The organism is Arthrobacter sp. BC5, from assembly GCF_056680255.1.
This window is the reverse complement of sequence record NZ_CM155273.1, coordinates 2,795,818-2,817,058: the sequence shown is the minus strand read 5'-3', so window position 1 is coordinate 2,817,058 and position 21,241 is coordinate 2,795,818. Positions and strand designations below refer to the sequence as shown.

Genomic DNA, 21,241 nt, shown 5'->3' with positions numbered 1-21,241 from the left:
GATCCCCTGACCGCCGACGACGGAAGGTGCGCCCGTGCCCGACCCGAGCACGAGAACGAGTAGTCCCGCCGGCACACGGATCGCGGGCCTGGTCAGTGAAGTCTTCGCTCCCGCCGTCCTCGTGTCCCTGTTCCTGGTGGCGGCTGCACTCGGCACGGTGGGATGGCCCGACGGGATCCCGGCGGCCGTCGTCGCCGTCGGTTTCACCACGGGGATCCCCCTGGCAGGCGTGCTCCTCCTCGTCCGCAGCGGCCGCCTGTCAGACCATCACATCAGCGACCGCCGGCAGCGGGCGCCCGTGCTCGCAGCAACCCTGGTGTCCATCGTCGCGGGCCTGGGAGTACTCGCAGTCCTCGACACACCCCGGGCGGTGCTCGCTGCGGTGCTCAGCACCGTGGCCGGCGTCGTCGCGGTGCTGGTCGTGAACCTGTGGTGGAAGCTCTCCGCCCATGGTGCCGTCGCGGCATTCGTGACGGTCGGCAGCTTCTCCCTCTTCGGGTCAGGGGCCGCCCCGCTCGTCCTCATGTGCGCAGCGGTGGGATGGTCACGGGTGCGCCTCGGGGCCCACACGCCCGCCCAGGTCGCGGCAGGCCACTTGGTCGGTGCCGTGATCGGTGCGGTATTCGCCGTCTTCCTCGCCCGTGCCTGAGCCCGCGCAGCGGCGACGGGCGAGGAGCTAGCCCAGCCGCTTGGAGCTGTAGGCGCGAGGCGTCCGGAGACCGGGCCGCTGCAACGGTACCCATAGCTTGTAACGGTCGGCCCGGTAATAGGACACCGAGAAGTCCACCATGGCGCGGGCGACATACGCGTGGCGCTGGATCTTCAGCAGCGGTGCGTTCATCTCGACATTGAGCAGCCTGGCGATGGAGGGTGAGGCTGCGGTCGCCTCGATCGTGTCCTCGCCCCATTCCATGACCAGGCCGTACCTCTCACTCAGGACGTTGTAGAGCGATGTAGGCGGAGGATCATCGAGGATGCCCTTCACACGGTGCGCCGGGATGAAGTTCTCGTCGACGCTCATGGGCTCACCGTCGGCGAGGAGTTGCCGTCGGAAGCGGACGACGGGCTGGCCTACCTCGATCTGCAGTTCCCTGGCCACGAGGGGCGACGCCCCTTGCTGCTCGAAGCTGAGGACCCTCGCATCGGGGACCATGCCACGCCGGATCATCTCCTCCGTGTAGGACGTCATCTTCATGTGCAGGTCCATCTTGCTGCGCGCCACGAAGGTCCCGAGACCCACGACTCGTTCGAGGACCTCCTCGGCGACGAGCGCATCGATCGCCTGCCGGACCGTCATGCGGGCTACTCCGAAGTACTGGCTCAGTCGGCGCTCCGACGGGATGCTCGTCCCCGGCTCGCCGAACTGCCGCACGTAGCGCCTGAGGCTCTCCCGCAACTGGACGTGCTTCGGGATACCCGAGGCGTCATCCAGGCGCTCAGCGTCGAACGGTCGTGGCAGTACTGTCACGATGGTCAGCCCCTCACTCCCCCTGCAGCCGGGCCCGGCCGCAGTACCGACTGTACTTAAACGGAAGGGAGCCCGCACGCGGCGGGCTCCCTTCCGTCTGACGTCCCGTAGGACTAGTGTGCGTGGTCTCCGCGGCTGTACTCGAAGACCCACCCGACCAGCGCGATCACGGCCAGGCCCATGCCGATGTACATGATCCAGAAGCCGATGGCGATGCCGAGGAACCCCGTAGCGGCCGACAGGCCGAGGACCAGCGGCCACCAGCTCCACGGGCTGAAGTGTCCCTGCTCGCCCGAACCCTCGTGGATCTCGGCGTCCAGGCGGTCCTCCGGGCGTTGGCCTACGCGCTTGCCCGTGACCGCGAGGTAGAAACCGATCATGCCGGCCAGTCCGCCTACCAGGAGGATCCCGAGGAATCCGACCCATTCCGAGAACTCGGTCAGGACTCCGTAGACGACACCGATCACGACGAAGATCGGAAGGCCGATCAGGAACAGGTTCTTCTCGATCCTCATGCCTTGGCGTCCTTTCGATCCGCCGAGCCCATGAAGCTGGCGGCACTGTCGTCGGGGGTGTGCGTCTGCTGCAGCTCGGGGTGGTGCAGGTCCAACGCGGGGCGCTCCGAGCGGATGCGCGGCAGGGAGGTGAAGTTGTGGCGCGGCGGCGGGCACGAGGTCGCCCATTCCAGCGAGGCGCCGAAGCCCCACGGATCGTCCACTTCGACCTTCTTGCCGGTGCGCCAGGTGATGTAGACGTTCCAGAAGAACGGGATCAGCGACGCGCCGAGGACGAAGGACCCGATGGTGGAGAACTGGTTCATGGCTGTGTAGCCGTCCTCCGGCAGGTAGTCCGCGTACCGCCGCGGCATGCCCTCGACACCGAGCCAGTGCTGGATCAGGAACGTGGCGTGGAAGCCGAGGAACAGCATCCAGAAGTGGATCTTGCCGAGGCGTTCGTTGAGCATCTTGCCGGTGAACTTGGGCCACCAGAAGTAGAAGCCGGCGAACATCGCGAAGACGACCGTGCCGAAGACCACGTAGTGGAAGTGGGCCACCACGAAGTAGGTGTCCGAGACGTGGAAGTCGAGCGGCGGCGAAGCCAGGATGATGCCGGTGAGACCACCGAAGAGGAAGGTCACGAGGAACCCGAGGCTCCACAGCATGGGGGTCTCGAACGTGAGCGACCCGCGCCAGAGCGTGCCGATCCAGTTGAAGAACTTCACGCCCGTCGGCACCGCGATGAGCATCGTCATGAAGGCGAAGAACGGGAGCAGCACGGCACCTGTGACGTACATGTGGTGTGCCCACACGGTCACGGACAGGGCCGCGATGGAGATGGTCGCGTACACGAGTCCCTTGTAACCGAAGATGGGCTTGCGGCTGAAGACCGGGAAGATCTCCGAGACGATGCCGAAGAACGGCAGCGCGATGATGTACACCTCAGGATGCCCGAAGAACCAGAAGAGGTGCTGCCAGAGGATGGCTCCGCCCGCTTCGGGATCGAAGATGTGGGCCCCGAAGCGACGGTCGGCGCCGAGTGCGAACAGGGCCGCGGCGAGCGGCGGGAACGCCATCAGCACCAGGATGGATGTGATCAGGGCATTCCAGGTGAAGATCGGCATGCGCCACATCGTCATGCCGGGAGCGCGCATGCAGATGATGGTGGTGATGAAGTTGACGCCGCCGAGGATGGTACCGAAGCCGGACAGGGCCAGGCCGAAGACCCAGAGGTCACCGCCGACACCCGGCGAGAAGGTCGTACTCGACAGGGGCGCGTACGCGAACCAACCGAACGACGCCGCTCCCTGAGGAGTGATGAAGCCCGAGACCGCGATGGTGCTGCCGAAGAGGAAGAACCAGAACGCCAGCGCGTTGAGCCGTGGGAAGGCGACGTCGGGGGCGCCGATCTGCAGGGGCATGATGACATTCGTGAAGCCGGCGAACAGCGGGGTCGCGAACATCAGGAGCATCACGGTGCCATGCATCGTGAACAGCTGGTTGTACTGCTCCTTGGTCTGCAGGATCTGCATGCCCGGCTCGAAGAGCTCGGCGCGGATGACCAGCGCCATCACGCCGGCGAAGCAGAAGAAGACGAAGGACGCGATCAGGTACATGTACCCGATGGTCTTGTGGTCGGTCGACGTGATCCAGCTGACGATGATGCGTCCCTTGGACCTCGGTACGACGCGTGGAGCGGCTACGGTGCCGGCTTCCTCAAGGGTGTATTCGAAGGTGGACATCAGCTGCTGCTCCTGGCCGGGTCGGTATCGGGATCATCCTCAGGGTAGGAATCGCGGTCGTACTCGTCGCCGAGCTGACCGTCTTCCAGCTGCGCCATCTGCGCATCGAACTCCTCCTGGGAGACGACTTCCACGTTGAAGAGCATCTCCGAGTGGTACTGACCGCACAGCTCGGCACACTTGCCTGCGAAGGTGCCCTCCTTGGTCGGAGTGAGGTTGATGTAGTTCGTGCGGCCCGGGTAGAGATCCCGCTTCTGCAGGAACGCCGGGACGAAGAAGGAGTGCTGCACGTCGCGAGCGTTGAGCTGGAGCTCCACGCTCCTGTTCACGGGTAGGTACAGGGTGGGCAGGTCCTCGACCTGGCCCTCCTCACCGGTGAGGTGCGCCTGCACCCCGGTGGAGAACTTGTCTTCCTTGACGTAGTTGAAGTCCCACGACCACTGCTTGCCGCGGACATCGACGATGACGTCGGGATCCTCCACGCGGGCGTCGATCGTGGCGATGTCGCGCTCGGTGAAGTAGAAGAACACGAGCACCATGAAGAGGGGGATCGTCAAGTAGAAGATCTCGAGGGGCAGGTTGTAGCTCATCTGCCGCGGGTACCCGGTGTCGTTCTTCCGGCGCCTATACGCGACCATGCACCAGATGACCAGGCCCCACGTGATGATGCCGACGGCCATTGCCGCGATCCACGAGTTGACCCACAGATCGGTGATGATTCCTGTGTGGTTGGTGTTGTCCCGGTCTGCCGGAAGCCAGCCCTTTTGGGCTTCTGCCGAACATCCGGTCAGTAGGAGGGCGCCGACCAGCGAGATGCTGGAGATCTTTGCGATCCTGACGCGCTTGCTACCGGTTCGGTCCTGCGAACTCACAGACGGACCTTCCTTTTCTACGTGCGTTGCCACCCGCCCATGAAGCTGCCCGGGGTGCACATCCAGTTTTACTACTCACTGTAGAGCTTACCCGTAAGACCGACGATCCGGTGACATGCAAAAGGCCCGGAACACACCTTCGCGGTTCGTTCCGGGCCCCTTTTGCACGTGTTAGTGGAAGGAGTCTCCACAGGCGCAGGATCCGCCCGCATTGGGGTTGTCGATGGTGAAACCCTGCTTCGAGATGGTGTCTTCGAAGTCGATGGACGCACCCGACAGGTAGGGCACGCTCATCTTGTCCACGATGACCTCGACGCCGTCGAAGTCCCGGACGGCATCGCCGTCGAGGACGCGCTCATCGAAGTACAGCTGGTAGATCAGGCCGGAGCAGCCGCCGGGCTGGACGGCCACGCGCAGGCGCAGATCGGTGCGGCCTTCCTGCTCGAGGAGGCTGCGGACCTTGCCGGCTGCGACGTCGGACAGGGCGACCTCGTGCGCCGGGAGTTCCGTGGACTCCTGGAGGGACCCTGTTTCGGTGGTCGATGTGCTCATAGTGTTTCTCCTAGCTCGGACTCCACCGGGGTGTGTCCGCTCTCAGTGCCGTCCGCGGTGTGGCGCACACGGCTTTGTCCAATCGTACGCCGCGCCCGCTCCCCTCATAACGGACAGGAGGGCGGAAACATTTCCGCCCTCCTGTCGTACCCGGTGGCTAACCGCGGTCGAGGCCTCCGTCATTGATCCGGGCAAGCAGGATGGCCTCGGCCAGGACGGCCTTCCTGAACTCGCCGAGGTGGAGCGATTCGTTGGCGCTGTGCGCCCGCGAATCGGGGTCCTCGACGCCCGTGATGAGGATCTGCGCGGCGGGGAAGAGCTCCGTGAGATCGGCGATGAAGGGGATCGAGCCGCCCATGCCTGCTTCGACGGGCTCCACTCCCCACGCCTCGTGCAGTGCTTCCAGGGCCAGGCGCGACGCCGGTTCGCTGGTGTCCGTCCGGAAGGGGCTGCCCGTCTCCCCCGGGGTGAAGGTCACCCGCGCCCCGAACGGCGCATGCGACTCCACGTGGGCGCGGACCGCCTCCATCGCCTCCTGCGGGTCCTGGCCCGGAGCGAGCCGGAGGCTGAACTTGGCTCGAGCCCTCGGAAGGAGGGTGTTCGAGGACAGGGCGACACTGGGAATGTCCATGCCGATGATCGACAGGGCAGGCTTGTACCAGAGCCTCGACGCGAGGGATCCCGTTCCGGCGAGTTCCACGCCGTCGAGCACCGAGGCGTCCGCGCGGTAGTCCTCCTCGGCGTAGTCCACCGATGCGACGTCCCCGCCCTGCAGTCCCGCGATCGCCACGTCCCCGGCGTCGTCGTGAAGTGTCGCGATGAGGCGGGCGAGGAGGGTCGGTGCGTCGAGCACGGGACCTCCGAACATGCCGGAGTGCACGGCGTGATCGAGCACCTGCACCTCGATGGTGCCGTCCACCAGGCCGCGCAGGCTCGTGGTGAGAGCCGGTACGCCCACTTTCCAGTTACTCGAGTCGGCCACGATGATGACGTCGGCCTCGAGGTCGTCCCGGTAGGTCTCGAGGAAGGCGCGGAACGTCGGTGAGCCCGCTTCCTCCTCCCCTTCGATGAACAGCGTCACGCCGACGCCGAAGGAGTCCCCCAGGACCTGGGTCAGGGCTCCGATGGCGCCGACGTGCGCCATGATGCCCGCCTTGTCGTCGGCCGCTCCCCGACCGTAGAGCCTGCCGTTGCGTTCCGTGGCGACGAAGGGTTCGGTCTCCCAGAGCGCCGGGTCACCGGGGGGCTGCACGTCATGATGGGCGTACAGCAGGACGGTGGGCCGGCCGGCAGCGGCCCGACGGCGGGCGACGACGGCGGGACCACCCGGAGTCCCGCCGTTGTCTACCCGGAGGATGCGCACGTCGTCGATCCCCGCGCCGCGGATCACCTCGGCGACGGCTTCGGCACTGCGGTCGAGTTCCGTGGCGTCGAAGGCCTCCCAGGCGATGCCCTGGATGCCGACGAGGCCGGAGAGCTGTTCCACGATGCCGGGGAATGCTGCGTCGACGGCTGCTCGGAGCTGCTCGCCGGCAGGGGACGGCTCATGCGGTTGTTCGCCGGTCGTATTCATGGAAGTCATGCCAGAACCCTACACAGGCCTGCCCCGACCGATGGTGCGCCACCGCGCTGCGCTTCCCGCAGCGGCTTCCGGGCCTGCCCCCGGCTTTCCCGGGCGGACCGGCAGGGCGGGTGCGCGGAGCCGGTATCCTGAAGGGGTGTTCGGACGAAAGAGACAAGCCCCCCCTGCCCAGGAAGTCGTTGACAGCGCTTCACGCACCGCCGAAGCGCAGCGCGCGCAGGGCAAGGGTGCGCCCACGCCCAAGCGCAGCGTCCAGCAGGCCGCCCGCAGGCGGCCCCTCGTCCCCGACGACCGGAAGGCAGCCCGCGAGCAGAGCCGTTCCACGGTCCGGGACGAGCGCGCGAGGATGCGCCAGGCCCTCGACACCGACGACGAGCGCTACCTGCCGCTGAGGGACAAGGGGCCCAACCGCCGGTATATCCGGCAGTTCGTGGACGCCCGCGTCAATATCGGCGAGTTCCTCATGATCGCGGCCCTGGTGTTCGTGATCCTGAGCTTCTTCCAGTCCCTCGCCGTGCAGAGCGCCGTGCTGATGGCCTTCTGGGTGCTCATCGTCGCCGTGATCGTCGACTGCGTGCTGCTGCGCCGCAGGCTGAAGAAGAAGCTGACCGAGAAGTTCGGTTCCCCCAACCAGGGCGACCTCTGGTACGGCGTGACGCGCGCGCTGCAGCTGCGGCGACTGCGTCTCCCGAAGCCCCAGGTTCGCCGGGGTCAGTACCCCTCCTGACCGTCCCGCGCGACGGGCAGGACAGGCGGAAGCGAAAGAGCCGGGCCCCGAGGGGCCCGGCTCTTCTCGTCCGACCGGCCGTCAGGCAGGCGCAGGCCGGCGGGACCGCAGCAGTCCGCGGTTGATCCGGTGCGCCCAGAAGGGACCTTCGTAGAGGAACGCGGTGTAGCCCTGCACGAGGGTGGCGCCGGCATCGAGGCGCTCGACGACGTCCTCGGGGGTCTCGACACCGCCGACGGCGACGATGGCCAGCTCGTCCCCGACCGCGGACCGCAGCCGCTTGAGGACCTCGAGCGACCGTGCCTTCAGGGGTGCGCCGCTCAGGCCGCCGACGCCCTTGGCCATCACGGTGGCGGCGTCGGTGGCGAGGTTCTCGCGCGTGATGGTGGTGTTGGTCGCCACGATCCCGTCAAGGCCCAGGTCCAGCGCGAGCGCACCGACGTCGTCGATGTCCTGGTCCGTCAGGTCGGGTGCGATCTTGACGAGGAGGGGCACGTGCCGGCCTGCGGCCTCGTCGGCCGTGCGACGCACGGCCTCGAGGAGCGGGCGCAGGGACTCGACGCTCTGGAGCAGCCGGAGACCGGGGGTGTTCGGCGAGGAGACGTTGACCACGAGGTAGTCCGCCACCGGTGCCAGTTGCTCGGCACTCACGAGGTAGTCGCCGACGGCGTCCGCGAGGTCGACTTTCTTGGTCTTGCCGATGTTGACCCCTACCACGGGCCGCGGGCGCACCCCGTACCGCCGGGCCAGTCTCTGCCGCGCCGAGCGCAGCCTGGGGGCGACCGCCGCCGCGCCGTCGTTGTTGAAGCCCATCCGGTTGATCACGGCCCGGTCCTCGACGAGCCGGAACAGCCGCGGAGCCGGATTGCCGGGCTGCGCCTGGCCCGTGATGGTCCCGATCTCCACGTGTCCGAAGCCGAGCGCCGTCAGTGGGAGGACGCCCTTGCCTGCCTTGTCGAAACCGGCGGCGAGGCCGAACGGCGACGGGAAATCCACGCCGAACGCCGTGGTGGCGAGGCTGGGATCAGGCGCGCAGAAGCGGCGCAGCCCCCAGCCGACCGGTGTGAGGTCCACGGCCCGGATGAGTGCGAACCCGATCCTGTGGGCCCTTTCGGCGTCCATGCCGGAGAAGACGATCCGGAAAAAGGTCGGGTAGAAGCGCATGCCTCCAGAATTCCACGCGTACGGCGAGGGCAACAACTCGGGACTCCCGACGGCTCGCCGCACCGGAGGTAGGGTCGAGGCATGGACGAGCTCTGGTCGGCGGACATCCTCGGCAGATCCTTCCGCTCCCTCACACTCCCCCTCGATCCCGACGACGAGGGCCCGCGCGTGGCGACCCTCGTCGCGTTCGAGCCCGATGGCATGCCCGTGCAGGAAGGGCGGCTGGGGGAACCGGCCGGCCGGGTACGCGCGGTGCTCTACGTGCACGGCTTCAGCGACTATTTCTTCCACACCGAAGTCGCCGAGGCGCTGCACGCCCGCGGTTGGGCGTTCTTCGCCCTCGACCTGCACAAGTACGGACGGAGCCTGCTGCCCGGGCAGACCCCGGGATTCGCCACGTCACTCGACGACTACGACGCCGACCTCGAGGCGGCGATCGGAGCGCTCGAGGAACGTCTGGCCGCCAGGGCGGGCGGGCCAGTCGCGGTGGACCTCGCCGTCATGGCTCACTCCACGGGCGGCCTCACCGCCGCGCTCTGGGCAGCGCGGAACCCGGGCCGGATCGCCGCCCTCGTCCTGAACAGTCCGTGGCTCGATACGCAGGGCAGCGCCCTCCTGCGGACTGCCGCCCAGGGCATCCTCGACACCGTCTCGCGGCGCAGGCCCAGGACGCGGCTCCGGCTACCCGAGCTGGGGTTCTACTTCCGGAGCATCAGTGACACCCGCGACGGCGAGTGGACGATCGACGCGGCATGGCGACCGGAAGCGGGCTTCCCCATCCGGGCCGGCTGGCTCGCGGCCGTGCTCGCAGGCCACGCCGCCCTCGCCCGGGGGGTCTCGATCGACGCCCCGGTGCTCGTGCTCTGTTCGGCGGCGTCCACGATCAGCGCCACCTGGAACCCGTCCATGCTGGAGACCGACAGCGTCCTCGACGTGGCCCCGATGGTGCGCCGCGCCGCGGAACTGGGCCCCAGCGTGACGATCCGACGTCTGCCGGGCGCCCTCCACGACGTCTTCCTCTCGCGGGCTGCGGCGAGGAGGGCCGCCCTCGATGCTGCCGTCTGGTGGCTCGCGGCGTACGTGCCGGCGGAGGCGCAGGCCAGGAGCGCCCTCGATCCGGTCGTGCGCGACTGACCCGCCGCGTCCGGCCGCCACGGGACCGCTGTCAGGTGGAGGCCGGACCCGCAGCGGCCCGGTCCACGGCTCCGCCGTACCGGCGGTCGCGCGCAGCGTACTCCTCGATGGCGCGCCACAGCGTGCGCCGATCGACGTCGGGCCACAGTGTATTCATGAAGACCATCTCCGCGTAGGCGGACTGCCAGAGCATGAAGTTCGACAGGCGCTGCTCGCCCGAGGTGCGGAGGAAGAGGTCGACGTCGGGCAGGTCGGGCTCGTCCAGGTAGCGCTGGATGGTCTTCTCGCTGACAGACGCCGCCCTCAGCGTGCCGGTCGCGACATCCTCGGCGATGGCCCGGGCCGCATCCGCGATCTCGGCGCGCCCGCCGTAGTTGACGCACATCGTCAGAGTGCACGTCGTGTTGTCCACGGTGTGCCGCTCCGCCTCCTCCAGTTCCCGGATGACCGATTGCCACAGCTTCGGCCGGCGACCGGACCAACGGATGCGCACGCCCCACTCGTCGAGCTGATCGCGCTGGCGCCGCAGCACGTCCTTGTTGAAGCCCATGAGGAAGCGCACCTCCTCCGGTGAGCGCTTCCAGTTCTCCGTGCTGAAGGCGTAGACCGACACGTGCCTCACGCCGATCTCGATGGCACCTGCCATCACGTCCAGCAACGCCGCCTCGCCGGCCCTGTGGCCCTCGGTGCGGGGCAGGCCCCGCTCGTTCGCCCAGCGTCCGTTGCCGTCCATGACGATCGCCACGTGCTGCGGGACGAACTGGCGCGGGATGGACGGGGCCCGCTCACCGCTCGGATGGGGCCACGGCGCCACGGGACGCTGTCCGGGGTTCTTCATACACGCTCCACATGTTTGAGGGAGGCGACCCCGCGCTCGAGGTGCCATTGCAGGAAGGCCGCGACGAGCCCGGCGGCCTCGCGGCGCGCCCCGTTCTCGGATGCGTCCGCGATCGTCCAGTCGCCGGTCAGCAGCGCTCCGAGCAGCTCCATCGTGGCAGGTGCCGGAGACGCCGCGCCGGGCGGCCTACAGGACGGGCACACCGCTCCGCCGAGCGGCGCCGAGAAGGCCGAGTGCGGCCCGGTGGCGCCGCACCGGGCGCAGTCCGTGAAGCTGGCGGCCCAGCCGGCGGTCGCCAGGGCCCGCAGCAGGTAGGAGTCGAGGATCAGCTCCGACGGATGCAGGTTGCGGCTGAGGGCCGAGAACGCTCCGGCGACGAGGGCGTACTGGGCTCCCCCGGCCTCACCGATGTCGGTGAGGCGCTCTGCGGTCTCGGCGATGGCCGTCGCCGCGGTGTAGCACCCGTAGTCGGAGGCGATGCCGTGACCGTAGGCGCCCTTCGTCTGGGCCTGGGTGATGACGTCCAGGTTGCGTCCGTGCGCGAGCAGGAGGTCCACCGACATGAAGGGCTCCAGCCGCGATCCGAACTTGCTGCTGGTGCGTCGAACACCCTTGGCCACCGCGCGCACCTGGCCCTGGTCACGCGTCAGCAGCACGATGATGCGGTCCGCCTCCCCGAGTTTGTAGGTGCGCAGCACGACACCTTCGGTGCGATAGGAGCGTGATGCAGACGAGGAGGCCACGACACCATTCTTCCACCTGCCACCCCCGCTGCCTTCGACCGGCGCGGGGGTGACGGGTGGGAGGGACGTCCGTCAGGCTGCGTCGCGGACAGCCCTGTTGACGGCGGAGATCACGGCTTTCAGTGCCGCCATGGTGGTGTTCGCGTCGATCCCTACGCCCCACAGGACGCGCTCGCCCACGGCGCACTCCACGTAGGCAGCAGCGCGGGCGTTCCCGCCGGAGGACAGGGCGTGCTCGGTGTAGTCGAGGACGCGCACGTCCACGCCGTCGCGGCTCAGGATGGAGATCAGCGCATCGATCGGGCCGTTGCCCTGCGCGGCCTTCCGCTGCTGGACGCCGTCGACGAGGAGCGTGGCGACCAGCTTGAAGGAACCGTCCTCGGCCGTGTCCGTGTTGACCGAGGTCAGTTCGTAGTGGCCCCAGGCCTCCGTGCCACCCTCGGTACGGGTCGGCAGGTACTCGTCCTGGAAGACCGACCAGAGCTGGGCTCCGCTGACTTCGCCGCCCTGGGTCTCGGTACGGCGCTGGATGACGCCGGAGAACTCGATCTGCGCGCGGCGCGGCAGGTCCAGGCTGTGCTCGTTCTTGAGCAGGTACGCCACCCCGCCCTTCCCGGACTGCGAGTTGACGCGGATCACCGCTTCGTAGGAACGGCCGATGTCCTTGGGGTCGATCGGCAGGTACGGGACGGCCCATGGGAGGTCGTCGACGCCGACGCCGGCTTCCGCGGCGTCGCGCTCCATGCTCTCGAAGCCCTTCTTGATGGCGTCCTGGTGTGAGCCGGAGAAAGCCGTGAACACGAGGTCGCCACCGTAGGGCGAACGCTCGGGGACGCTGAGCTGGTTGCAGTACTCGGCCGTGCGGCGGATCGAATCCATGTCGGAGAAGTCGATCTGCGGGTCGATGCCCTGGCTGTAGAGGTTCATCCCCAGCGTCACGAGATCCACGTTGCCGGTCCGCTCCCCGTTGCCGAAGAGGCACCCCTCGATGCGGTCGGCCCCGGCCAGGTAGCCGAGTTCGGCGGCGGCGACGCCCGTCCCGCGGTCGTTGTGCGGGTGCAGCGAGAGGATGATGCTGTCCCGGTCGGCGAGGTTCCGGCTCATCCACTCGATCGAATCGGCGTAGACGTTCGGCGTCGCCATCTCCACGGTCGCCGGCAGGTTCAGGATCATGCGGCGGTCCGAGGAAGCCTCGAAGACGGCGGAGACCTCGTTGCTGATGCGGGCCGCGAACTCGAGTTCGGTGCCGGTGAACGATTCCGGTGAGTACTCGTAGGTGATCGCGGTGTCACCCATGTTCTCCTCGAACTTGCGGCACAGCCGCGCACCCTGGAGGGCGATGTCGATGATGCCGTCCTGGTCCTGGTTGAACACCACGCGGCGCTGCAGCACGGACGTCGAGTTGTACAGGTGCACGATGGCCCGGTCCGCTCCCTCCAGTGACGCATAGGTGCGCTCGATGAGGTGCTCGCGGGACTGCGTCAGGACCTGGATGGTGACGTCGTCGGGAATGCGGTCGCCCTCGATGAGCTGGCGGACGAAGTCGAAGTCGGTCTGCGACGCCGAGGGGAAGCCGACCTCGATCTCCTTGTAGCCCATCTGCACCAGGAGGTCGAACATCTTGTGCTTGCGCTCGGGATTCATCGGATCGATGAGGGCCTGGTTCCCGTCCCGGAGGTCCACGGCGCACCAGCGGGGAGCCTCGGTGATGACGCGGTCCGGCCAGGTGCGGTCCGGGAGTTCCACGGAGATCTGGTCCTGGAACGGGCGGTACTTGCTGAACGGCATACCGGAGGGCTTCTGTGCATTGTGCATGGGATCGGCCTTGTCTGTCGGAACTGAGGTGCTGGCGGCCGGGCAACGCAGACTCCGCGGCGAGGGGCGGCCAGTAGCTCTGAAGTCCTAGGTGGCCTCGCCGCGGCACCGAAGAAGAGTCGTCTGTGCGCGCACTTTGCCACCATAGCACGGCGCATAGGATGGCTTGCGGGGACCGGCGCCCCGGTCAGCCAGGTACCGCACCACGAGGAACGGGAAAGCCACCATGACGATCAGCACACTCGATCCGGACAATCTCGACGAGACGGTACGGCCGCAGGACGACCTCTTCCGGCACGCCAACGGCGTGTGGCTGAAGGACGCCGTCATCCCCGAGGACCGCCCGCTGGCGGGGTCCTTCACCGCGCTGCGCGACGCGTCCGAGCTCGCGGTCCGCGCGATCATCGAGGACGCTGCCGCGCGGGCCGGCGGCGCTCCGGCCGACGGTATCGACGCCAAGCTCGGCGCGCTGTACGCGGACTTCATGGATACCGGGCGCATCGAGGCCGAGCAGGCCGCCCCCATCCTGCCGCTGCTGGAGCGCATCGCCGCGGTGGCGACGGTCGACGAGCTCGTGGAACTGAGCGCGGGACTGAGCCGGTCCGGCATCCAGGGCCTCCTCGCCCCGTACGTGAGCAACGACGCCGGCAACCCGGAACGGTACCTGCTCCACGTCTACCAGTCGGGCCTCGGGCTGCCCGACGAGTCGTACTACCGCGAGGACGGGTTCGCGGAGACGAGGGACAAGTACCGCGCCCTGCTCGCAACCCTGTTCGGTCTCGTCGGCACCGAGGACGCGGCCGGTGCCGCGGAACGCGTACTCGCGCTCGAGTCGCGGCTGGCGGCCTCGTCCATGGGCAGCGTGGAGCGCCGTGATCCGCAGAAGACCTACAACCTGGTGCAGCACGACGACGTCGCCGGGTTGTCCGCCCACCTCGTCCCGTGGCTGCGGATCGTGACCGACGCTCCGCACCAGTCCGCCGAACTCGTCGTCAGCCAGCCCGATTTCGTGCGCGGGCTCCACGCCGCCCTGGGCGACGAGGACCTCGGGACGTGGCGTGAGTGGCTGGCGAGCCGCGTGCTGCTGCAGGCGTCCGACTACCTCGACGAGCGGTTCGTCGACGCCGCGTTCGCCTTCTACGGCACGCACCTCGCGGGAACGCCACGCCTGAAGGACCGCTGGAAGCGCGGCGTCGCGCTCGTCGAGGGTGCGATGGGCGAGGCGATCGGGCAACGCTACGTCGAGCGGCACTTCCCGGCGACGCACAAGGCCGCGATGCTCGAGCTGGTCGGCAACCTCATCGCGGCCTACGAGTCGAGCATCACGGACCTGACCTGGATGACCGACGGGACGCGGGCCCGGGCGCTCGAGAAGCTCTCGCGGTTCACCACGAAGATCGGCTACCCGGAGGAGTGGATCGACTACGGTCCGCTCGTCGTCCGGCCGTCGGACCTCTACGGGAACGTCCTGCGGGCGGCCGAGTTCGAGCACCGCCGCCAGCTCGACAAGCTCGGCCGGCCCATCGACCGGGGTGCCTGGCTCATGACGCCCCAGACGGTCAACGCCTACTACATGCCGACCATGAACGAGATCGTCTTCCCCGCCGCCATCCTCCAGCCGCCCTTCTTCGACATCGAGGCCGACGACGCCGTCAACTACGGCGCGATCGGCGCTGTCATCGGGCACGAGATCGGCCACGGGTTCGACGACAAGGGCTCCCAGTTCGACGGCACGGGGCGTCTGTCCAACTGGTGGAGCGAGGAGGACAGGACCGCGTTCGACGCCCTCACAGGGCGCCTGGTGGCGCAGTACGCGGCACTCGAACCCTCGGAGGTCCCGGGCCGGCCCGTGAACGGTGAGCTCACCCTCGGGGAGAACATCGGCGACCTCGGCGGACTGGGCATCAGCTACCGCGCGTATCTCCTGAGCCTCGGGGATGCGGAGGCTCCCGTGATCGGCGGCCTGACCGGGACGCAGCGGTTCTTCCTGTCCTGGGCCACGTGCTGGCAGCAGAAGATCCGCCCGGAAGAGGCCCGGCGCCGCCTCACCGTCGATCCGCACTCGCCCAACGAGTTCCGCTGCAACCAGGTGGTGCGGAACCTCGACGAGTTCCACGAGGCGTTCGGCGTGGACACGGAGGACCTGCTCTGGCTGGACCCGGACGAGCGCGTCCGCATCTGGTAGCACCGCGCCGCCGGGTGCGGCGCACGATCCGTCGCACCCGCTCCCGCGGGAACGGAGCGCCGGCGACGTCGGCCCGGACCTCGGGCGTGGTACCGGGCGCTACAGGCCCGACGACGCCTGGCAGGTCACCTGTTCGGCCGTCTGTCCCTCCAGGTCGCTGCCGAGCGGAGGTGCCACGACCTTGGTGCCGGTCGCGAGGTCGGCACCGACGAGCAGCTCGACACCCACCACGGCGTCGCTGAAGAGCACCTGGTGTCCGGGAATCCCGAAACGCGCCGCGAGGTCCGCGGCAGCGCCGTCGTAGCCCGTTCCGAACAGGATCTGCGAGGTCTCCGCAGGTGCGGCCTCGAAGGGTGAGGACTGGGTGTACCCGGCGCCGGCGAGGAGCTGCCGCACCTCCGCCGCACGCTCGGCGTCCGCTGTGGCGTTGACGACGAGGACGGGGACGGCCGCCGGGTCGAGCGCAGGAGCCTCCGGGGTGGCGGGTCCGGACGGGGTCGCCGGAGCGGCGGGCTCGGGCGACTCCTCGGTGAGCCCCCGGTCCTCCCGCAGGGCGTCGAACAGCGGCGCGGCGCCGTCCTCGTCGAGGACCAGCCGGTTCGGGTCCTTGACCCACTGCTCGGTGGGCACCGTCACGAACGCGATGTTGCCCAGGTCGACGTCCTTCATGCGGTCCGCGATCTTCAGCAGTTCCCTGGGCTGGGACAGGCCCTCGTCGACCGTGAGGTTGCGCGTGACCGTGTCCGCGATGGCGTAGAGCTTGGGCAGGTTCGTCAGGGTGCCCTCGGCGCGCACCTTGCGGGCCATCGACGCCATGAACGACTGCTGCGCCGCGATGCGTCCGGTATCTCCGCCGTCACCGAAGCTGTGGCGCGTCCGGAGGAAGGCGAGCGCCTGGTCGCCCTCGACCTCGCTGGTGCCGGCGGGCAGCGACAGTCCGGAGTACTCGTCGTCCACGGGTTCGTCGACGCAGACCTCGACACCGCCCAGGGTCGAGGACAGTTCCTTCACCGCATTGAAGTCGGCCATCATGAAGTGGTCCACGGAGAGGCCCGTCAGGTTGTTGATCGCGGCCACGGTGCAGCCCGGTCCGCCCTCCCCCAGGGCCCCGTTCAGCTGCCCCAGGTCCATTGCCTGGGAGGCCTCCCCGGTGTCCGGGTTGACGCAGGAGGGCAGCGGCACCAGCAGGTCGCGCGGGAAGGAGACGACCGTGGCGTTCTCGCGGTCCGCCGAGAGGGTCATCAGCATCATCACGTCCGAGTTCCCCTCGCCGGAGGAGTCCTCCTCGTCGCCGAAGAACTCCCCGCTGTTGCCCGTGCGGGTGTCGGTGCCGAGGATGAGGATCTGCAGCGGATCGGTACTCGAGTCGACGGGGAGGGCGGACTCCTGGCCGTCCGCCAGGTTGAGCGGCATGGTGACCACGTTGGACTGCAGGCGGAACACCTGCACGGCCACGAACGCGACGGCGGCCACGAGCACGGAGGCCATGAGGATGGCCGTCAGCCTGAGCCCGCGGTGTCCGCTTCCCCTGCCGAGGTGCCGTCCGATCGGCTCGCCGGCCCCGGGCGTGCCGGTGGATGTCGCCGCGGGGGCGTCACTGGCGCTGTCTGCGCCCTCACGGGACGGTCGGCGGGTCATGCCCGGGCTCCTTCGAATGGATGGACGTGGTCGGTACCGGCTCGACGGCCGGCGGGTGTCGCTGCTCTTCGCCGCCACCGGGGGCGCCGGTCACGGCCTGACCGCACCCGGGGTGGCATCCGGCGTGCGCCGGAGGGGAACCTGCGGTGGCCGGCCGGCAGTGCGGCCGGCTGCACTGGTCCCGGAGGCCAACGAGCGACGCCGGGAGGTAGTGCCCTAGAACCCGAGCTTGACGAGCTGCTTGGGGTCGCGCTGCCAGTCCTTGGCGACCTTGACGTGCAGGTCGAGGTAGATCCGGGTTCCGAGGAGTGCCTCGATCCCCCGGCGCGCGTTGGTGCCGACGTCCCTGAGGCGGGCGCCGCCCTTTCCGATGATGATCGCCTTCTGGGACGGCCTCTCCACGTAGAGGTTCACGTGGACGTCGAGCATCGGGTTGTCCTCGCTCCGACCCTCCCTCGGAATCATCTCCTCCACGACGACCGCGAGGGAGTGCGGCAGTTCGTCACGGACGCCCTCGAGGGCTGCCTCACGCACGAGCTCGGCGACCATGACGGCCTCCGGTTCGTCCGTCAGTTCCCCTCCGGGGTACAGTACCGGCGATTCGGGCATGTGCCTGCTGAACACCTCGGCGACCGTGTCCACCTGGAAGCCGTCCGCGGCAGAGACCGGCACGATGTCGGCCCAGCCCTCGGGCCCGGCGACCTCCGTCCCGAGCTTCGAGACGGCGAGGAGCTGTTCCGTGAGTGCCTGCCGGTCCACGAGGTCGGTCTTCGTGACGACCGCGATCAGCGGCTTGCGGTTGAGCCGCGCCAGCTGCTCGGCGATGAAACGGTCGCCGGGTCCGATCTTCTCGTTCGCCGGCAGGCAGAACCCGACGGCGTCGACCTCTGCGAGCGTGTCGGCGACGAGGTCGTTCAGGCGCTGCCCGAGGAGAGTCCGCGGGCGGTGCAGGCCGGGCGTGTCGACCAGGACGATCTGGGAGTCCTCGCGATTCACGATCCCCCGGATCGTGTGGCGGGTGGTCTGCGGCTTGGCCGACGTGATCGCGACCTTCTGCCCGACCAGCGCGTTCGTCAGCGTGGATTTCCCGGCATTCGGCCTCCCGACAAGCGAGACGAACCCCGCCCTGTGCTCAGCGTCGCTCATTGTCAGCCTCTATCGTCTCTCGTTCGTCCAGCTCGGTGTGCTCGGGTGGTAGGCGGTGTGCTATGACGTGGGACACCCTGTTGCGTCGGCCCTCCACGCGCTCGGCCCGAAGACCGATACCGTCTATTGTGACCTCCGATCCCACGATCGGCACCCTGCCGAGGGTCTTGGCGAGCAGCCCGCCGACCGTGTCCACCTCCTCGTCGTCGAGGTCGAGGCCGAACAGCTCCCCGAGATCGTCGATCCCCATGCGGGCGCTGACGCGGAATTCGCCGTCGTCGAGCTGTTCCTGCTCGGGGACCTCCGAGTCGTACTCGTCCACGATCTCGCCGACGATCTCCTCGATCAGGTCCTCCAGCGTGACGAGCCCCGCGGTCCCGCCGTACTCGTCGATGACGATGGCGACGTGGGTTGACTCGCGCTGGAGTTCCCGCAGCAGGTCTGCCACGGGCTTCGACTCGGGGACGTACCGGGCCGGCCGGCAGTCGGCGTCGACGGGACGCGAGACATTCGATGCCGGACGCCCGTGGAGGTTCGCCACCACGTCCTTCAGGTACAGCAGTCCCTTGATGTCGTCCGAGCTCTCCCCGATCACGGGGATCCTGGAGTAGCCCGAGCGAAGGAAGAGCGACATCGCCTGGTCGAGCGTCGATCCGGACTCGATGGTGACCATGTCGGTTCGCGGGACCATCACCGAGCGCACCTTGGTGTCGCCGAGCTCGAACACCGAGTGGATCAGCTCCGCCTCGTTGTCCTCGATCATCTCGGCGTCCGAGGCACGCGAGAGGAGTTCCCGGAACTCCTCCTGCGTGAAGAAGGCCGCTTCGGCCCGGTCGGCGCCCGGCGTGATGGAACTGCCGATCCGCACGAGCCAGCGCGGGATCGGCCCGAGGACCGCGCAGAGGAGGGCGACGAGCCCTGCGGTCAATCGGACGACGGCGGGCGCGTGCATGCGGCCGAGCTGGCGTGGTGAGACGCCTACGATCACGAAGCCGATCGCCGCCATGACCGCCGTCGCCAGGAGACCCGCGAGCCAGATGCTGTCGAGCAGGTCGTGGAACAGGATGGCGACGGCGACGGCGCCGGCCATCTCGAACCACACCCGCCAGAAGCGCAGGGCGTGCATGTGCGCGACAGGAGCGTCGAGGATCCGGCGCAGCGAGGACGTGCGCGATTCCTGGACGAGCGCTTCGCCTTCCTGGCGCGGAAGATAGCTGAACGCCGCTTCGGCAGCCGTGACGAGGGCAGCGGTGAGCGCGAAGAGCAACCCCATGAGCCCGAGGAGCCAAATGGTCAAGCGCGGGTCTCCTGGGGTGCGTTGCCACCGAGGAAGTCGGAGAGGAGCTGGCGCTGCAGCCCGAACATCTCCTTCTCCTCCTCGGGTTCCGCGTGGTCGTAGCCGAGGAGGTGGAGCACTCCGTGGGTGGTGAGCAGCAGCAGCTCGTCGTCGGTGCTGTGACCTGCCGCCGCACCCTGGGTGGCCGCGACCTCAGGGCACAGCACGATGTCGCCGAGGAGCCCTGCGGGTGTCACCCGACCGGGCGTGCCCGGGCGCAGCTCGTCCATCGGGAAGGAGAGCACGTCCGTGGGGCCCGGCTCGTCCATCCACTCGATGTGGAGCTTCTCCATCGCCGCCGTGTCCACCATGATGATCGACAGCTCGGCCTCGGGATGGACGAAGAGGGATTCGAGGAGGAAGTTGACGAGGCGGACGAGGGCCTCCGCGTCGACCTCGTATCCCGATTCGTTGTTGACCTCGACGCTCATCGGGCTGCCACCGGCCTGGCGGCGCGGGACTGGGCGGCACGCTGCTCCTCGTCCCAGGCGCTGTAGGCGGTCACGATATCGCCGACGAGGCGGTGGCGGACGACGTCGGTGGCGTCGAGTTCGCTGAAGTGGACGTCGTCGACGTCACGGAGGATCTCGCTGACGACCCGGAGACCCGAACTCGTCCCGCCGGGGAGGTCCACCTGCGTGATGTCACCGGTCACCACCATCTTCGAGCCGAAGCCGAGGCGCGTGAGGAACATCTTCATCTGCTCGGGCGTCGTGTTCTGGGCCTCGTCGAGGATGATGAAGGCGTCGTTCAGGGTTCGTCCGCGCATGTACGCGAGCGGTGCGACCTCGATGGTGCCGGCTGCCATCAGGCGGGGGATGGAATCCGGATCCATCATGTCGTGCAGGGCGTCGTAGAGCGGTCGCAGGTACGGGTCGATCTTGTCGTTGAGCGTGCCGGGCAGGAAGCCGAGGCGCTCTCCTGCCTCGACGGCGGGACGCGTGAGGATGATCCGGTTGACCTCCTTCTGCTGCAGCGCCTGCACCGCCTTCGCCATCGCGAGGTAGGTCTTGCCGGTACCCGCCGGACCGATGCCGAACACCACGGTGTTGCGGTCGATCGCATCGACGTACGTGCTCTGGTTGAGCGTCTTGGGGCGGATGGTCTTGCCCCGCGAGGTGAGGATGTTGACGGACAACACCTCCGAGGGCCTGGCCGCGCTCTGCGTCTTGAGCATCGTGACCAGTTGCTCGAGGACCTGGGGGGAGACGGTGGCGTTGTTGACGGCCATGGTCCGGATCTCGCCGATGAGCCGTTCGGTGCGCAGCACGTCCGCCGACGGCCCGGTGATGGTCAGTTCGTTACCCCTGGCCTGCAGTCCGACCCCGGGGAACGAGTCCTCGATCAGGCGGAGGGCCTCGTCGTTGGAACCCAGTGCCTGCACCATCTGCGCCGTCGATCCGAAGACGAACGTCCTGGTGTCCAGTCCTGCCGCATTGATGCCTGTCGAAGATTCGCTCATAGATCGGCCGTCCGGCCTCTGATCGCCCCTCAGTGGAGTAGTCGTCCTGATGATGTGCTGCTGGAGTCGCAGAAATGCCAATGCTACGCCATCCCTCTTTTGTCAACAGGAGCGGAGCGGCCTTGATTCCCGCCTCCGTGCTTTTCCCGTCGAAGGATCGAGCAGCACTCGGGTTTCATCGCGAATCGGCAACGGTCTCGTATCGATCGGGTTTCAGTCCCCCCGAGCGCACCTTTTCCTGCGCCCGCGCCATCCTCCCTGTGCCAAGCTGAAGCAGGTCCGGTGGGCCCGGCAGCCGCCCTGCGGTGCGCGTTCCGGCCGACGCCCTCCTGTCGGCGCT

The 21,241-nt window shown here is 68.3% G+C and carries 19 protein-coding genes; 4 read left to right on the top strand and 15 right to left on the bottom strand.

The features are described from left to right. Positions 1-34 precede the first annotated feature (34 nt). Entirely contained in the window at positions 35-649 is a 615-nt protein-coding gene (locus AC1MFI_RS13165) for a phosphatase PAP2 family protein (RefSeq protein WP_479817436.1), read from the top strand. Between the two features lie 27 nt (positions 650-676). Here AC1MFI_RS13165 and AC1MFI_RS13160 read toward each other — a convergent pair whose 3' ends face one another. From AC1MFI_RS13160 to AC1MFI_RS13135, 6 genes are all read right to left on the bottom strand, one after another. Further along, a complete protein-coding gene (locus AC1MFI_RS13160) occupies positions 677-1,459 on the bottom strand; it encodes a GntR family transcriptional regulator (protein ID WP_479820880.1) in 783 nt (260 codons plus the stop codon). A 122-nt stretch (positions 1,460-1,581) separates the two neighbouring features. Then, positions 1,582-1,983, bottom strand: a complete 402-nt coding sequence (locus AC1MFI_RS13155) for a cytochrome c oxidase subunit 4 (protein ID WP_479817434.1) — start codon at positions 1,981-1,983, stop codon at positions 1,582-1,584. Further along, the gene (ctaD, locus tag AC1MFI_RS13150) at positions 1,980-3,707 is read right to left on the bottom strand and encodes an aa3-type cytochrome oxidase subunit I (RefSeq protein WP_479817433.1); all 1,728 of its coding nucleotides are present in this window, start codon (positions 3,705-3,707) and stop codon (positions 1,980-1,982) included. The genes AC1MFI_RS13155 and ctaD overlap by 4 nt, the downstream gene beginning before the upstream one ends. Then, positions 3,707-4,579, bottom strand: a complete 873-nt coding sequence (gene ctaC, locus AC1MFI_RS13145; RefSeq protein ID WP_479817432.1) for an aa3-type cytochrome oxidase subunit II — start codon at positions 4,577-4,579, stop codon at positions 3,707-3,709. Before ctaC ends, ctaD begins: the two co-directional genes overlap by 1 nt. A gap of 171 nt (positions 4,580-4,750) precedes the next feature. Beyond that, positions 4,751-5,131 (bottom strand): HesB/IscA family protein, encoded by a 381-nt coding sequence (locus AC1MFI_RS13140; protein WP_479817431.1) that lies wholly within the window; start codon positions 5,129-5,131, stop codon positions 4,751-4,753. A 157-nt stretch (positions 5,132-5,288) separates the two neighbouring features. Beyond that, positions 5,289-6,713, bottom strand: coding sequence for a M20/M25/M40 family metallo-hydrolase (locus tag AC1MFI_RS13135; protein ID WP_479817430.1), 1,425 nt, complete (start codon positions 6,711-6,713; stop codon positions 5,289-5,291). 136 nt (positions 6,714-6,849) lie between these two features. Here AC1MFI_RS13135 and AC1MFI_RS13130 point away from each other — a divergent pair, with 136 nt between their 5' ends. After that, positions 6,850-7,440, top strand: a complete 591-nt coding sequence (locus AC1MFI_RS13130) for a DUF3043 domain-containing protein (protein ID WP_479817428.1) — start codon at positions 6,850-6,852, stop codon at positions 7,438-7,440. Positions 7,441-7,521: 81 nt separating this feature from the next. On the opposite strand, the gene AC1MFI_RS13125 is transcribed toward AC1MFI_RS13130, so the two are convergent. Then, positions 7,522-8,604: a quinone-dependent dihydroorotate dehydrogenase gene (locus AC1MFI_RS13125; protein ID WP_479817426.1), complete on the bottom strand. Its 1,083-nt coding sequence runs from the start codon at positions 8,602-8,604 to the stop codon at positions 7,522-7,524. A gap of 81 nt (positions 8,605-8,685) precedes the next feature. Between AC1MFI_RS13125 and AC1MFI_RS13120 the strand changes: the two genes are divergently transcribed. Then, positions 8,686-9,738 (top strand): alpha/beta hydrolase, encoded by a 1,053-nt coding sequence (locus AC1MFI_RS13120; protein WP_479817425.1) that lies wholly within the window; start codon positions 8,686-8,688, stop codon positions 9,736-9,738. Positions 9,739-9,769: 31 nt separating this feature from the next. On the opposite strand, the gene AC1MFI_RS13115 is transcribed toward AC1MFI_RS13120, so the two are convergent. The 3 genes from AC1MFI_RS13115 to leuA form a co-directional block, all read right to left on the bottom strand. Beyond that, positions 9,770-10,576 carry an isoprenyl transferase gene (locus AC1MFI_RS13115; protein WP_479817423.1) on the bottom strand — a complete coding sequence of 269 codons (807 nt, stop codon included), beginning with the start codon at positions 10,574-10,576 and terminating at the stop codon, positions 9,770-9,772. Then, complete coding sequence (gene recO / locus AC1MFI_RS13110) at positions 10,573-11,319, bottom strand: DNA repair protein RecO (RefSeq protein ID WP_479817421.1); 747 nt, start codon at positions 11,317-11,319, stop codon at positions 10,573-10,575. Before recO ends, AC1MFI_RS13115 begins: the two co-directional genes overlap by 4 nt. Positions 11,320-11,391: 72 nt before the next feature. After that, a complete protein-coding gene (gene leuA / locus AC1MFI_RS13105) occupies positions 11,392-13,134 on the bottom strand; it encodes a 2-isopropylmalate synthase (protein ID WP_479817420.1) in 1,743 nt (580 codons plus the stop codon). Positions 13,135-13,360: 226 nt separating this feature from the next. Between leuA and AC1MFI_RS13100 the strand changes: the two genes are divergently transcribed. Then, positions 13,361-15,319, top strand: coding sequence for a M13 family metallopeptidase (locus AC1MFI_RS13100; RefSeq protein ID WP_479817418.1), 1,959 nt, complete (start codon positions 13,361-13,363; stop codon positions 15,317-15,319). A 99-nt stretch (positions 15,320-15,418) separates the two neighbouring features. Here the strand turns inward: AC1MFI_RS13100 and AC1MFI_RS13095 are convergent, their stop codons facing one another. From AC1MFI_RS13095 to AC1MFI_RS13075, 5 genes are all read right to left on the bottom strand, one after another. After that, positions 15,419-16,957, bottom strand: coding sequence for an LCP family protein (locus AC1MFI_RS13095; protein WP_479817417.1), 1,539 nt, complete (start codon positions 16,955-16,957; stop codon positions 15,419-15,421). Positions 16,958-17,173: 216 nt separating this feature from the next. Further along, entirely contained in the window at positions 17,174-18,103 is a 930-nt protein-coding gene (gene era / locus AC1MFI_RS13090) for a GTPase Era (RefSeq protein WP_479817416.1), read from the bottom strand. Beyond that, a complete protein-coding gene (locus AC1MFI_RS13085; RefSeq protein ID WP_479817415.1) occupies positions 18,090-19,400 on the bottom strand; it encodes a hemolysin family protein in 1,311 nt (436 codons plus the stop codon). Before AC1MFI_RS13085 ends, era begins: the two co-directional genes overlap by 14 nt. Continuing rightward, positions 19,397-19,870 carry an rRNA maturation RNase YbeY gene (gene ybeY, locus AC1MFI_RS13080; protein ID WP_479817413.1) on the bottom strand — a complete coding sequence of 158 codons (474 nt, stop codon included), beginning with the start codon at positions 19,868-19,870 and terminating at the stop codon, positions 19,397-19,399. Before ybeY ends, AC1MFI_RS13085 begins: the two co-directional genes overlap by 4 nt. After that, a complete protein-coding gene (locus tag AC1MFI_RS13075) occupies positions 19,867-20,901 on the bottom strand; it encodes a PhoH family protein (RefSeq protein WP_479817412.1) in 1,035 nt (344 codons plus the stop codon). Before AC1MFI_RS13075 ends, ybeY begins: the two co-directional genes overlap by 4 nt. Between the last annotated feature and the right edge of the window lie 340 nt (positions 20,902-21,241).

What these genes read in the sequence shown, in the direction of transcription:
- AC1MFI_RS13135 (WP_479817430.1), bottom strand. Translation starts at nt 6,713, where the DNA reads ATGACTTCCATGAATACGACCGGCGAACAACCGCATGAGCCGTCCCCT.
- AC1MFI_RS13115 (WP_479817423.1), bottom strand. Translation starts at nt 10,576, where the DNA reads ATGAAGAACCCCGGACAGCGTCCCGTGGCGCCGTGGCCCCATCCGAGC.
- AC1MFI_RS13140 (WP_479817431.1), bottom strand. Translation starts at nt 5,131, where the DNA reads ATGAGCACATCGACCACCGAAACAGGGTCCCTCCAGGAGTCCACGGAA.
- AC1MFI_RS13155 (WP_479817434.1), bottom strand. Translation starts at nt 1,983, where the DNA reads ATGAGGATCGAGAAGAACCTGTTCCTGATCGGCCTTCCGATCTTCGTC.
- AC1MFI_RS13125 (WP_479817426.1), bottom strand. Translation starts at nt 8,604, where the DNA reads ATGCGCTTCTACCCGACCTTTTTCCGGATCGTCTTCTCCGGCATGGAC.
- era (WP_479817416.1), bottom strand. Translation starts at nt 18,103, where the DNA reads ATGAGCGACGCTGAGCACAGGGCGGGGTTCGTCTCGCTTGTCGGGAGG.
- AC1MFI_RS13120 (WP_479817425.1), top strand. Translation starts at nt 8,686, where the DNA reads ATGGACGAGCTCTGGTCGGCGGACATCCTCGGCAGATCCTTCCGCTCC.
- ctaD (WP_479817433.1), bottom strand. Translation starts at nt 3,707, where the DNA reads ATGTCCACCTTCGAATACACCCTTGAGGAAGCCGGCACCGTAGCCGCT.
- AC1MFI_RS13100 (WP_479817418.1), top strand. Translation starts at nt 13,361, where the DNA reads ATGACGATCAGCACACTCGATCCGGACAATCTCGACGAGACGGTACGG.
- leuA (WP_479817420.1), bottom strand. Translation starts at nt 13,134, where the DNA reads ATGCACAATGCACAGAAGCCCTCCGGTATGCCGTTCAGCAAGTACCGC.
- AC1MFI_RS13075 (WP_479817412.1), bottom strand. Translation starts at nt 20,901, where the DNA reads ATGAGCGAATCTTCGACAGGCATCAATGCGGCAGGACTGGACACCAGG.
- AC1MFI_RS13095 (WP_479817417.1), bottom strand. Translation starts at nt 16,957, where the DNA reads ATGACCCGCCGACCGTCCCGTGAGGGCGCAGACAGCGCCAGTGACGCC.
- ybeY (WP_479817413.1), bottom strand. Translation starts at nt 19,870, where the DNA reads ATGAGCGTCGAGGTCAACAACGAATCGGGATACGAGGTCGACGCGGAG.